Raw genomic sequence first — 12,494 nt, forward strand, 5'->3', positions numbered from 1 at the left:
CGCCACCGTTCACCTGTTGGACGAGCGGAAACAGGTCGAGCAGGCTCCCCAACCGCAACCCGCAGGTCACGCGTCCTTCTTCACCGGCTCCAAAATCGCCACGCACTCCACATGATGAGTCATCGGAAACAGATCAAACGCCCGAAGCGTCCGCACCCGATACCCCCCCTCCCGGAAATACCCCAGATCCCGAGCCAACGCAGCCGGATCGCAGGCCACGTAAGCGATACGACGCGCACCCAGCGACGTCAGGTGCTCCACCGTCTTCCGGCCAGCCCCCGCCCGAGGCGGGTCCAGGACGATGAGGTCGACCTCGGTGATGCCGGTGCGGGGCAGGACGGACTCCACCTTGCCCTGCTCCACCCGCACCCGGGGAAAGTCCGCGAGGTTGTGCCGCGCGTCCTCCACCGCCCGCTTGCCGGACTCGATGCCGAGGACCGCGCCGGTCTCGCCGAGGCGGTCCGCGAGGGCGCCGGCGAAGAGGCCGGCGCCGCAGTAGAGGTCCAGCGCCATCTCGCCCTTGCGCGGGAGGAGGCCCTGCATGACGGCCGTCACCAGGGTGTCCGCCGCCTTCGGGTGGACCTGCCAGAAGCCGCCGCTGCCGACGCGGTACGTACGGCCGTCGGCGCGCTCGCGGACGAACGCGCGGCCGTGGACGCGGTGGACGCCGCCGTCCTTCTCGTCGACGCGCATCACCGACGCGGGCCGGTCCAGCTCGACGAGCGGCAGCCGGGCGCCGGGGCGGGGCTCCAGGATGACCATGCGGTCCTGCGAGCCCGTCGCGGCGATCGCGTCCACGGAGGCCATGCCGGACCAGTCCCGGTCCTCGATGCCCAGCTCGCTGACCCCCTCGGCGGCGATCATGCAGTGGTCGATCGGCTCGACCTCGTGCGAGCGGTGGCGGCGCAGGCCGGCGTTGCCGTCCGCGTCGACCGCGTACTGCATGCGGGTGCGCCACTGCGGCACCTGGCCGGCGGGCAGCTTGTCGCCCTCGGCCGGCATGACCGTGCCGTCCCAGCCGGCCTCCTCCGGGGTGAGGCCCGCGAGCCGCTGGAGCTGCTCGGCGATGACCTCGCCCTTCAGGCGGCGCTGCGCGCCCGGCTTCGCGTGCTGCCAGTCGCAGCCGCCGCACTTGCCGGGGCCGGCGAACGGGCACGGCGCCTCGACGCGGTCCTTGGACGCGTCCAGGATCTCCACCGCGTCGGCCCGCAGGAAGCGCGCGCCCTCCTCGCCCTCGGTCACCCGCGCCACGATCCGCTCCCCCGGCAGCGTGTGCCGGACGAACAGCACCTGGCCCTCGGCGGTACGGGCGATGCAGTGGCCGCCGTGGGCGACGGGGCCGACCTCGACCTCGTACTCCTCGCCCACCAGAGACTTCTTCTGTTCTGCCTGCATGGTGGGGTGACTCCAAGATCGGGGAGGGAGGGGCGGCGGACTGGCAACGGGCCCGCGCGGACAACAGCCGACCAGTCTACGGGGTTCCCGAGGCCCCCACGGTCACTCCTTCGCCCCCGCCCCGTCCTTCGGCCGCTCCGCCGGTCCACGCCGTACCGCGCCCGGCGCGCTCCACTCCTGCCTGCGGCGGGCCCGGTCGCGGGCCACCTGGGAGGACTCGAGCTGGTAGGGCACCGAGGTCACCATCACGCCGGGCGTGAACAGCAGCCGGCCCTTGAGCCGCAGCGCGCTCTGGTTGTGCAGCAGATGCTCGTACCAGTGGCCCACCACGTACTCCGGGATGATCACCGACACCGCGTCGCGCGGGGACTCCTTGCGGAGGTTCTTGACGTACTCGATGATCGGCCGCGTGATCTCGCGGTAGGGCGAGTCCAGCACCTTCAGCGGTACGTCGATCCCGCGCCGCTCCCACTCCTCGCGCAGCGCCCTGGTCTCCGCCGGGTCGACGTTGACGGTGAGCGCCTCCAGGGTGTCGGAGCGCATCAGCCGGGCGTAGGCCAGGGCCCGCAGCGTGGGGCGGTGGATCTTGGAGACCAGCACCAGGGAGTGCACCCGCGAGGGGCGCACGCTGTCGTCGGTGGGGCCGTCCACGGCGGCGATCTCGTCCGCGACCCGGTCGTAGTGCTTACGGATCGCGGTCATCGTCGCGTAGAAGATGCACATGCCCAGCAGGGCGACCCAGGCGCCGTGGGTGAACTTGGTGACCAGCACGACGACCAGCACCAGGCCGGTGAAGAAGGCGCCGAAGGCGTTGATGGCGCGCGAGCGGACCATGTGGCGGCGCTTGAGCGGGTCCTTCTCGGCGGCGAGGTGCCGGTTCCAGTGCCGGACCATGCCGGTCTGGCTGAGCGTGAAGGACACGAACACACCGACGATGTAGAGCTGGATCAGCCGCGTCGAGTCGGCGCCGTAGATCACCACCAGCAGCATCGCCGTACCGGAGAGCAGCACGATGCCGTTGGAGAACGCCAGGCGGTCGCCGCGGGTGTGGAGCTGGCGGGGTAGATAGCGGTCCTGCGCCAGGATCGAGCCGAGCAGCGGGAAGCCGTTGTACGCCGTGTTCGCCGCGAGGAAGAGGACCAGCGCGGTCGCGGCGGCGAGGACGACGAACAGGAAGCTGCCCTTGCCGAACACCGCCTCGGCGACCTGGGAGATCACCGGGTTCTGCACGTAGCCGGAGCCGACGGGCATGCCGTGGAGCAGCAGGTCGGTCGCCGGGTACTCGGCCATGCGGACCTTGGTGGTCATGGCGAGCGCGATGATGCCGCAGAACATGGTGACGGCGAGCAGGCCCATCATGGCCAGCGTGGTCGCCGCGTTCTTCGACTTGGGCTTGCGGAAGGCCGGGACGCCGTTGGAGATGGCCTCCACGCCGGTGAGCGCGGCACAGCCGGAGGAGAAGGCCCGCAGCAGCAGAAAGACCAGCGCGAAGCCCGCGAGGCCCTGGTGCTCGGCCCGGATGTGGAAGCCGGCCGTGGGCGCGCGCATCGTGTCCCCGAGGACCAGCCCGCGGAAGGCGCCCCACGCGATCATGATGAAGACGCCGCCGACGAACACATAGGTCGGGATGGCGAAGAGCTTGCCCGACTCCTTCACCCCGCGCAGGTTCATCAGCGTCAGCAGGAGGATCACGGCACAGGCGCACAGCACCTTGTGCTCGATCACGAAGGGCACCGCCGAGCCGAGGTTCTCGATGCCGGAGGCGATGGACACGGCCACGGTGAGGACGTAGTCGACCAGCAGGGCGCTGGCGACGGTCAGCCCGGCGCGGGGGCCGAGGTTGGTGGTCGCCACCTCGTAGTCACCGCCACCGCTGGGGTAGGCGTGCACGTTCTGCCGGTAGGAGGCGACCACCGTGAACATGAGCACGACGACCGCGACGGCGATCCAGGGGCTGAAGTGATACGCCGACACACCCGCGATGGACAGGACCAGCAGAACCTCCCCCGGCGCGTAGGCGACGGAGGACAGCGGGTCGGAGGCGAAGACGGGGAGGGCGATGCGCTTCGGCAGAAGCGTCTCGCCCAGCCGATCACTGCGCAGTGCGCGCCCGATCAGAATCCGTTTGGGCACGTCGGTCAGTTTGGACACGAGAGAGGATCGTAAGGCTTCGAACAGGCGGGCGCGCAACCGGTGGCCGCGTTCTGCCTCACGAGTGAAATCGCAGGCGCCCGGAAGTGGGGTGTGCGGGGCGCGCGCGCCCCCGTGCCTAGATGACAGCTCCGGCCCGTCGTCGCACTTCGGAGGTCCCATGCCCGCCGCCGCTGAGCTGCTCGGAGCCGTGCTGGCCCTGGCCGGTCTCGCCGTCCTCACCGGGTGCAGCGTGCGCAGCATCACTCGACGCCGGGCGCCCGGCGTGACCGCGGTCACGGAACAGCGCAGATGAACGCCGTCACGGCGGGTTGACGGCGGGCGGGACGCGCACGCGTGTGCAGCTTTGGGCCCCGGTCTGAGACCCTGATGCCGAGCAGCAACTTTTGGACACCGGAAGGACGGTCGTGCACATCGTCATCATGGGCTGCGGCAGAGTGGGTTCCGCTCTCGCCCAGACCCTGGAGCAACAGGGACACACGGTCGCGGTGATCGACCGGGACCCCACCGCCTTCCGCAGGCTGGGACCCGGGTTCGGCGGCCGCCGGGTCACCGGTGTCGGTTTCGACCAGGACACCCTCCGCGAGGCGGGCATCGAGGAGGCGGGCGCCTTCGCCGCCGTCTCCAGCGGTGACAACTCCAACATCATCTCCGCCCGGGTGGCCCGCGAGATGTTCGGCGTGGAGAACGTGGCCGCCCGGATCTACGACCCCCGCCGTGCCGAGGTGTACCAGCGCCTGGGCATCCCGACCGTCGCGACGGTCCGCTGGACCGCCGACCAGATGCTGCGCCGGCTGCTGCCCTCGGGCGCGGAGCCGCTGTGGCGCGATCCCACCGGCGGGGTCCAGCTCGCCGAGGTGCACGCCTCCGCGAAGTGGGTCGGCCACAAGATCAGCAAGCTCCAGGAGGAGACGGGCGTCCGCGTGGCGTTCCTGACCCGGCTGGGCGAGGCCGTGCTGCCCACCTCGCAGACGGTCCTCCAGGAGGGCGACCTGGTGCACGTGATGATGCGGACGGACGAGGTCCAGAAGGTCGAGGCCGCGTTCGCCGACGGCCCCGAAGAGGAGGGCGGTCACTGATGAGGGTCGCCATTGCCGGAGCCGGGGCGGTCGGCCGCTCGATCGCGGCGGAACTGCTGGAGAACGGCCACGAGGTCCTGCTGATCGACAAGGCGCCCACCGCCATCTCGGTCGAGCGGGTGCCGCAGGCGGAGTGGCTGCTGGCCGACGCCTGTGAGATCACGGCCCTGGACGAGGCCGCGCTCCAGCGCTGCAACGTCGTGATCGCCGCGACCGGCGACGACAAGGTCAACCTGGTCGTCTCGCTGCTCGCCAAGACGGAGTACGGCGTCCCGCGCGTCGTCGCCCGGGTGAACAACCCCAAGAACGAGTGGCTCTTCAACGAGTCCTGGGGCGTGGACGTGGCCGTCTCCACGCCGCGTCTGATGTCCGCGCTGGTCGAGGAGGCGGTGAGCGTCGGCGACCTGGTCCGGCTGCTGCGCTTCAGCCACGGCGACGCCAACCTGGTCGAGCTGACCCTGCCGGAGGAGTCGGCGCTGGCCGGCACCCAGGTCGGGGACGTGGAGTGGCCCGAGGACACCAGCCTGGTCACCATCATCCGCGGCACGCGTGTGCTGACGCCGTCCAAGGAGGACTCCCTGGAGGCGGGCGACGAACTCCTCTTCGTGGCCGCGCAGGCCCGCGAGGAGCAGTTGGAGGACCTGCTGTCGGTCCGCCGCGACAGCGCCTGAGGCACCACGTGAAGAGGGCGCCCCCGGATCTCTCCGGGGGCGCCCTCTTGGTGTGTGCTCACGCGCCCCTGCGGTGCCGTCCCGCGGCGGTCTCGCCGTCCTCGGCGGCGGCGGGCCCGGCCTTCGCCGCCTTCTCGGCCTCCTCCGCCTTCTCGGCGGCCTCCATCTCGGCGAACACGTCGATCGGCGGCGGCGCCTTGGCGAGGAAGACCCAGGTGAGCCAGACCGCCAGCAGGAAGGGCGGGATCTTGAGGATGACCAGGACCCAGCCGAGCTGCGTGGTGTCGGCCCACCAGTACAGCGGGAAGAGGATCGCGCACTTGGCCAGCAGGATCAGGCCCCAGGCCCAACTCGACTTGGCGTACGCCTTCTTGCGGCCGGGGTTGCGGGTGCGCCAGGAGAGGTTCTCCTTGAACACGGGCCCCAGCATCAGACCGATCAGCGGCACCCCGGCCAGCGTCGTGATGATGTACGCCAGCGCCAGGCCCAGGGTGTAGAGCATGCCGGGCAGGTAGAAGTCCTTGGCGTTGCCCGTGAACATCGCGAACACGACACCGAAGGCGACCCCGAAGACACCGCTGAAGGCGTGCTTCACGGTGTCCTTGCGCAGCAGCCGGACCACCAGCATGACGACCGAGACCGCCAGCGCGGCGATCGCGGAGAAGTGCAGGTCCTTGTTGATCGTGAAGATCGTGACGAAGATCAGGCCGGGCAGCACCGTCTCGACCATGCCGCGGATGCCGCCGAACGCCTCGAACAGCGCGGCCTCGGTAACCGTCCGGGAGTCATGGACTTGGCCGGCCTCGCGGCCGCCGTCCGGCGGGCTCTGTCCGGCGTCTTGGGTCGGCTTGTCGAGGGACGTCACCGGCTACTCCCGTCCGAGGGGTCGCAGTTCGTATTTCGGGTTGAACAGCACACGGCGGCCCCGGCTCATCGAGATCCGGCCCGATGCGATCAGCTTGCGTCCCGGTTCTATGCCCGTGATGGAGCGCCTGCCGAGCCACACCACGTCCAGCGCGGCGGTGCCGTCGAACAACTCCGCCTCCAGCGCCGGGACTCCCGCCCGCGGTCGCAGGGTGACCGTGCGCAAGGTACCAGTTACGGTGACGATCTGCCGGTCGTGGCAGTCGCCGATCCGGGTGCAGCCCGCGGTCTCGGTGTCCTCCCGCAGCTCCTCCGACTCCAGGTCCTCCTGGGAGGTGGAGAGCCGGTCCAGCATGCGACGGAACCGGCCTGCCGGCTTTTCGGATCGAGGAACGCCACTCATATCTGAAGCGTACCGGGGTGTGCCCGTCAGGCCGTACTCCAGAGGGACCCCGGCCGAACACCGGTTCACTTCTCGAAGCGGTAGCCCATGCCGGGTTCGGTGATGAAGTGCCGGGGGTGGGCCGGGTCGGCCTCCAGCTTGCGGCGGAGCTGGGCCATGTAGACCCGCAGATAGTTGGTCTCGGTGCCATAGGAGGGCCCCCAGACCTCCCGGAGCAGTTGCTTCTGGCCGACCAGCCGGCCGGTGTTGCGGACCAGCACCTCCAGCAGATGCCACTCGGTCGGGGTGAGCCGTACGTCCCTGCCTCCCCGGTCCACCTTCTTGGCGGCCAGGTCGACGGTGAAGCCGGCCGTCTCCACCGTGGTCACCTCGTCCTCGCCCGGCCCGACCGGCTCGGCCCGGCGCACGGCGGCCCGCAGCCGGGCCAGCAGTTCGTCCATGCCGAAGGGCTTGGTGACGTAGTCGTCGGCGCCCGCGTCCAGTGCCTCGACCTTCTCGTCGGAGGAGTGCCGGGCGGACAGCACCAGGATGGGCACCCGGGTCCAGCCGCGCAGTCCCCGGATCACCTCGACGCCGTCCATGTCGGGCAGGCCCAGGTCCAGGACGATCACGTCGGGGTGGCGGGAGGCGGCGAGCTGGAGCGCGGTGCGGCCGTCGGGGGCCGAGTCGACGTCGTACGAGCGCGCCTTGAGGTTGATCACGAGGGCCCGCACGATCTGCGGTTCGTCGTCGACCACCAGCACCCTGGTCATTGCGGCTGCCTTTCCTGTTCTGCGGTGTCCTCCCCGGCGCGCGGCGGCTCGGGGCGGGGCCGGGCGGCGCAGAGGCTGAGCACCATGGTGAGTCCGCCGCCGGGGGTGTCCTCGGCGGTCAGGGTGCCGTCCATGGCCTCGGCGAAGCCGCGTGCCACCGCGAGGCCGAGCCCGACCCCGGCGCCGCGCGGGGCGTCGCCGTACCGCTGGAACGGCTCGAAGATACGGTCCTTCGCGTCGTCCGGCACGCCGGGCCCCCGGTCCACGACCCGCACCTCGACCCGGTCCACCAGGGCGCTGGCGGACACGGTGACACGCCGGCCGGGCGGGCTGTACTTGACGGCGTTCTCCACGAGGTTGGCGACCGAGCGCTCCAGCAGGCCGGGGTCGACGGCGACCATGGGCAGCGTCTCGGGCACGTCCAGGCCGACACTGTCCTCGGGGACGCCGACCAGCGCCATCGGCACCACCTCGTCCACGTCGATCTCGCGGATCAGCGGGGTGACGGTGCCGGTCTGGAGGCGGGACATGTCGAGCAGGTTGCCCACCAGGTGGTCGAGCCGGTCGGCGCCCTCCTCGATCCCCTCAAGCAGCTCGGCCCGGTCCTCCTCGGACCACGCCACGTCGTCCGAGCGCAGGGAGGAGACGGCGGCCTTGATCCCGGCGAGCGGGGTGCGCAGGTCGTGGCTGACGGCGGCGAGCAGGGCGGTGCGGATGCGGTTGCCCTCGGCGAGCGCGCCCGCCCGGTCGGCCTCGGCCTTCAGGCGGCGCCGGTCGAGCACGACGGCGGCCTGCGCGGCGAAGGCGGCCAGCACCCGGCGGTCCTCGGCGGGGAGCACGCGGCCGGTGAGCGCGAGCGCCATGTGGTCGCCGACCGGCATGTCCACGTCGGCGTCCTCGGGCCGCTCCAGCGGGGGCCCGACTCCGGCGCGCCCCGCGCAGGTCCACGGCTCCAGGTCGCCCGCCCGTTCCAGCAGGGCGGCGGACTCCATGGCGAAGGTCTCCCGGACCCGCTCCAGCAGCGCCTCCAGGCTGGTCTCGCCACGCAGGACGTTGCCGGCGAGGAAGGAGAGGATCTCCGACTCGGCGCGCAGCCGGGACGCCTGGTGGGTGCGGCGGGCGGCGAGGTCGACCACGGAGGCGACCGCCATGCCGACGCCGAAGAAGATCGCGATGGCGACGATGTTGCGCGGGTCGGAGATGGTCAGCCGGTGCAGCGGCGGGGTGTAGAAGAAGTTCAGCAGCAGGGAGCCCAGCGCGGCCGAGGCGAGCGCGGGCAGCAGTCCGCCGAGCAGGGCGGCGGCGACCGTGACCGCCAGGAACAGCAGCATGTCGTTGGCGAGGCCGAGGTCGACGGCGCTCAGCAGCAGGGCCAGCAGGGCCGGGCCCGCCAGCGCCATCGCCCAGCCGGCGACGATCCGGCCCCGGCCGAGCCGGGAGCCGCGCGCCACGGGCAGTCCGCGCCCCTTGGCGACCTCCTCGTGGGTGACGATGTGCACGTCGATGTCGGGTCCGGACTCGCGCGCGACGGTGACGCCGACGCCGGGTCCGAAGACGTACTGCCAGGTCTTGCGACGCGAGGAGCCGAGCACGATCTGGGTGGCGTTGACGCCACGTGCGAAGGCCAGCAGGGCGGCGGGTATGTCGTCGCCGACGACGTGGTGGAAGGTGCCGCCGAGGTCCTCCACCAGGGTGCGCTGGAGGGCGAGTTCCTTCGGGGAGGCGGCGGTGAGGCCGTCGCTGCGGGCTATGTAGACCGCCAGCACCTCGCCGCCGGCGCCCTTCTCGGCGAGCCGGGCGGCGCGGCGGATCAGGGTGCGCCCCTCGGGTCCGCCGGTCAGGCCGACCACGATGCGCTCGCGGGAGCCCCAGATCCGGGAGACCCGGTGCTCGCTGCGGTAGGCGTTCAGATGCTCGTCGACCCGGTCGGCCACCCACAGCAGCGCCAGCTCGCGCAGGGCGGTGAGGTTGCCGGGGCGGAAGTAGTTGGACAGGGCCGCGTCGACCTTGTCGGGCTGGTAGACGTTGCCGTGCGCCATGCGGCGGCGCAGGGCCTGCGGGGACATGTCGACCAGCTCGATCTGGTCGGCCCTGCGGACCACCTCGTCGGGCACCGTCTCGCGCTGGCGGACCCCGGTGATCGACTCGACCACGTCCCCGAGGGACTCCAGGTGCTGGATGTTGACGGTGGAGACGACGTCGATCCCGGCGGCGAGGAGTTCCTCCACGTCCTGCCAGCGCTTGGTGTTGCGGGCTCCGGGCACGTTGGTGTGCGCGAGTTCGTCCACCAGGGCGACGGCGGGCGCCCGGCGCAGTACGGCGTCGACGTCCATCTCCTCGAAGGAGGCGCCCCGGTGCTCCAGCCGGCGGCGCGGCACCTGCTCCAGGCCGTGCAGCAGCGTCTCGGTGCGGGGACGGCCGTGGTGCTCGACGTACGCCACCACGCAGTCGGTGCCCCGCTCCAGTCGGCGGTGCGCCTCGGCGAGCATGGCGTAGGTCTTGCCCACGCCCGGTGCCGCGCCGAGGTAGATCCGAAGCTTGCCGCGTGCCATGGCCCCATTGTCTTCCGGTCACTGCCGTCTACGCCGGGTCGACCTTACGGCGGGCGGTGCGGACAAAGCGGACGGGGGGCCGCGCGACGGGACGCTTTGACGCAACCCTGACGCCTCGGGCGCGCGCGAAGGGCCGTACCCCCGGGGGTGCGGCCCTTCGCGGATGTCTCTCGACTCAGCGCACCTCAGTGCTCAGCGGACCTCGGTGATCTCCGGGCCGCGCTGGAGCTGGCCCATGCCGCCGGAGAAGCGGGAGCCCTCCTCCTGCTGCTGGACGCCCTCGGGGACCATCTGGGCGTCGTTGGGCAGCTTGAGGACGATCGGGTCGCGGGGCGCCATCGGGCCCTCGCCGCGCACCACGACCGTGTCCCGGAAGATCTGCTCCAGCAGTCCGGCGGCCTGCGGCTGCACCGCGCCCTGACCGGAGATCACTCCGCGCAGGAACCAGCGGGGGCCGTCCACGCCGATGAAGCGCACGACCTGGAAGCCGCCCGTGCCGTCGGGGAGCTGCACCGGCACCTGGGCCCGCAGCTCCCAGCCGAGGGGGCCCTCGACCTCGTCGACGATGCCGCCCTGCTGGGTGATGCCGCCCGCGATCTCTTCGCGGACCTCGCCCCAGATGCCCTCGCGCTTGGGGGCGGCGAACGCCTGGAGCTGGACGGCGCTGTCGCGCAGTACGACGGTCGCGGCGACGATCGCGTCACCGGCGACCTCGACCCGCAGTTCCATGCCGTCGACCCCGGGGACGAACAGACCGCCCAGGTCCACGCGGCCCTCGGCCGGGTCGCGCACCTCGGTGGAGTCCCAGGGTCCGTCGGGGCGCGGCTCGGGCTCGAGCCGTACCCGCGTCTGCTCTTCCGCCTCGGTGTCGACGCTGTCGACGACCTGCTCGGCCTCGCCGGCCGCGTCCTCGGCGGCACCCTTCTTGTTGCGACGTCCGAACACGTCACTGTCCTTCCCGGTCGGATACGACCGAAGCGTATCGATTCCCACCCGCCCGGCCACCCGCGGCGGCCGGACCGTCGTGCCGCGCTAGCCGTCCACCGAGGCGTGGCCTCCGGTGGACCCGAAGCCCCCCTCGGCCCTCACCGAACCGGGAAGTTCCGCGACCTCCTGGAAGCGGACCCTCTCGACCTGCTGGACGACCAGTTGGGCAATCCGGTCGAAGCGCTCGAACCGCACGCTGTCGCGCGGATCGAGATTCACCACGATCACCTTGATCTCTCCACGGTACCCGGCATCAACCGTCCCCGGGGCGTTCACAAGCGCCACTCCGCAGCGGGCCGCGAGACCCGAGCGGGGGTGCACGAAGGCCGCGTACCCCTCGGGCAGCGCGATGGCCACGCCCGTGGGCAGTACGGCCCGTTCGCCGGGCTTGAGTTCGCAACGCTCGGTGGTCCGCAGATCGGCCCCGGCGTCACCGGGGTGCTCGTACGCCGGAAGCGGTACGTCGGGGTCGATGCGGCGGAGTCGGACGTCCAGCGGCCGGCTCACGGGTTCACCTCGAAGGCGCGGGCGCGCCGGATCTGGTCCGGGTCGCTCATGGCGGCCTGGATCTCCTGCTCGCGGCCGTGCTCGGTGAAGTGGCCGACCTTCACCTCGACGAACAGCGCCTCCGCGCGGACGGCGACGGGGCCCTCGGGGCCGCCGATGCGGCCGGTCGCGCGGGAGTAGATCTTGCGTCCGGCGACCGCGGTGACCTCCGCCTGGAGGTGCAGCACGGTGCCGACGGGCACCGGGGCCACGAAGTCGGTCTCCAGCCGTCCGGTGACGGCGATGGTGCGCAGCAGCCAGTTCAGCGAGCCGAGGGTCTCGTCCAGGGCGGTGGCCAGCACGCCGCCGTGCGCGAGGCCGGGGGCGCCCTGGTGGGCGGGCTGGACGGTGAACTCGGCGGTCAGCGAGACGCCGTCGCCCGCGCGTGCCTCCAGGTGCAGCCCGTGCGGCTGGCCGGGCCCGCAGCCGAAACAGTGTTCGTAGTGGGCACCGAGCGGCTCACCGGGCGCGGGGGCGTCGGGGTGCCGGACGGGGCGCTGTGCGTCGGCGGGGGGCTGGAGGCTGGCTGAACTCACAGGCGCAGACCTTACCGCTCCGCCCTGTGGCCGCCACCACGCCGCCGCCCCGGCGTCCGGGATGTCCGTCCCGCGTGCCAAGCTTGGCTCATGCAGCCCTCCGCCGCCCCCTACGAAGAACGTCTGACCGCACCGCGCTCGTGGTGGCTGATCAGCGTGCTCGTGGGCGTCTCGTTCGCCCTGATCCTGCTGCCCTTCGGCACCCTGCCGCTGCTCGGCGGCCTGGTCGGCGGCACGGCCGTCGCCGCGGTGATGGCCAGCGCGTACGGCTCCCCGCGCATCCGCGTGGTGGGCGACGCGCTGATCGCGGGCGACGCGCGCATCCCGGTGTCGGCGCTCGGAGCGGCCGAGGTGCTGGACGCGGAGGAGGCCCGCGCCTGGCGCACCTACAAGGCCGACGTGCGCGCGTTCCTGCTGCTGCGCGCCTACATCCCGACGGCGCTGCGGGTCGAGGTGACCGACCCCGAGGACCCGACGCCGTACCTGTATCTGTCGACGCGGGAGCCGGAGCGGCTGGCGGCGGCCATCGCGGGCGCGAAGACCCCGGCGGCCTGAGCA

The 12,494-nt window shown here is 71.9% G+C and carries 12 protein-coding genes and 1 pseudogene; 4 read left to right on the forward strand and 9 right to left on the reverse strand.

Annotated features, from left to right (window positions below; translation table 11 throughout):
- Positions 1-66: 66 nt before the first annotated feature.
- Both ACZ3HQ_RS14805 and ACZ3HQ_RS14810 read right to left on the reverse strand, forming a co-directional pair.
- Positions 67-1,395, reverse strand: a complete 1,329-nt coding sequence (locus tag ACZ3HQ_RS14805; protein WP_467510850.1) for a class I SAM-dependent RNA methyltransferase — start codon at positions 1,393-1,395, stop codon at positions 67-69.
- Between the two features lie 102 nt (positions 1,396-1,497).
- Positions 1,498-3,546, reverse strand: coding sequence for an APC family permease (locus ACZ3HQ_RS14810; protein WP_467510852.1), 2,049 nt, complete (start codon positions 3,544-3,546; stop codon positions 1,498-1,500).
- Between the two features lie 160 nt (positions 3,547-3,706).
- On the opposite strand from ACZ3HQ_RS14810, the gene ACZ3HQ_RS14815 reads away from it, so the two are divergent.
- From ACZ3HQ_RS14815 to ACZ3HQ_RS14825, 3 genes are all read left to right on the forward strand, one after another.
- On the forward strand, positions 3,707-3,841 hold the full coding sequence (locus ACZ3HQ_RS14815) for a hypothetical protein (RefSeq protein WP_267881251.1): 135 nt from the start codon (positions 3,707-3,709) through the stop codon (positions 3,839-3,841).
- A gap of 112 nt (positions 3,842-3,953) precedes the next feature.
- Positions 3,954-4,625 carry a potassium channel family protein gene (locus tag ACZ3HQ_RS14820; RefSeq protein ID WP_030803045.1) on the forward strand — a complete coding sequence of 224 codons (672 nt, stop codon included), beginning with the start codon at positions 3,954-3,956 and terminating at the stop codon, positions 4,623-4,625.
- Positions 4,625-5,296, forward strand: a complete 672-nt coding sequence (locus ACZ3HQ_RS14825) for a potassium channel family protein (RefSeq protein WP_030803048.1) — start codon at positions 4,625-4,627, stop codon at positions 5,294-5,296. The genes ACZ3HQ_RS14820 and ACZ3HQ_RS14825 overlap by 1 nt, the downstream gene beginning before the upstream one ends.
- A gap of 58 nt (positions 5,297-5,354) precedes the next feature.
- On the opposite strand, the gene ACZ3HQ_RS14830 is transcribed toward ACZ3HQ_RS14825, so the two are convergent.
- The 7 genes and pseudogenes from ACZ3HQ_RS14830 to ACZ3HQ_RS14860 form a co-directional block, all read right to left on the reverse strand.
- Positions 5,355-6,161 (reverse strand): DUF3159 domain-containing protein, encoded by an 807-nt coding sequence (locus ACZ3HQ_RS14830; protein ID WP_467510854.1) that lies wholly within the window; start codon positions 6,159-6,161, stop codon positions 5,355-5,357.
- A gap of 3 nt (positions 6,162-6,164) precedes the next feature.
- Complete coding sequence (locus ACZ3HQ_RS14835) at positions 6,165-6,563, reverse strand: OB-fold nucleic acid binding domain-containing protein (RefSeq protein WP_078858303.1); 399 nt, start codon at positions 6,561-6,563, stop codon at positions 6,165-6,167.
- 65 nt (positions 6,564-6,628) lie between these two features.
- Positions 6,629-7,315: a response regulator gene (locus ACZ3HQ_RS14840; RefSeq protein ID WP_030803057.1), complete on the reverse strand. Its 687-nt coding sequence runs from the start codon at positions 7,313-7,315 to the stop codon at positions 6,629-6,631.
- A complete protein-coding gene (locus ACZ3HQ_RS14845; RefSeq protein ID WP_467510858.1) occupies positions 7,312-9,867 on the reverse strand; it encodes a sensor histidine kinase in 2,556 nt (851 codons plus the stop codon). The genes ACZ3HQ_RS14840 and ACZ3HQ_RS14845 overlap by 4 nt, the downstream gene beginning before the upstream one ends.
- Before the next feature lie 192 nt (positions 9,868-10,059).
- A complete protein-coding gene (locus tag ACZ3HQ_RS14850; RefSeq protein ID WP_130337232.1) occupies positions 10,060-10,812 on the reverse strand; it encodes a DUF3710 domain-containing protein in 753 nt (250 codons plus the stop codon).
- Position 10,813: 1 nt separating this feature from the next.
- Positions 10,814-11,361 (reverse strand): annotated as a pseudogene (gene dut / locus ACZ3HQ_RS14855) (dUTP diphosphatase).
- Positions 11,358-11,936, reverse strand: coding sequence for a PaaI family thioesterase (locus ACZ3HQ_RS14860; RefSeq protein WP_467510860.1), 579 nt, complete (start codon positions 11,934-11,936; stop codon positions 11,358-11,360). Before ACZ3HQ_RS14860 ends, dut begins: the two are co-directional and overlap by 4 nt.
- Before the next feature lie 90 nt (positions 11,937-12,026).
- On the opposite strand from ACZ3HQ_RS14860, the gene ACZ3HQ_RS14865 reads away from it, so the two are divergent.
- Positions 12,027-12,491, forward strand: a complete 465-nt coding sequence (locus tag ACZ3HQ_RS14865) for a DUF3093 domain-containing protein (protein WP_467510862.1) — start codon at positions 12,027-12,029, stop codon at positions 12,489-12,491.
- The last annotated feature ends 3 nt before the right edge of the window (positions 12,492-12,494 follow it).

It is taken from the genome of Streptomyces sp. NPDC018263 (assembly GCF_055562575.1).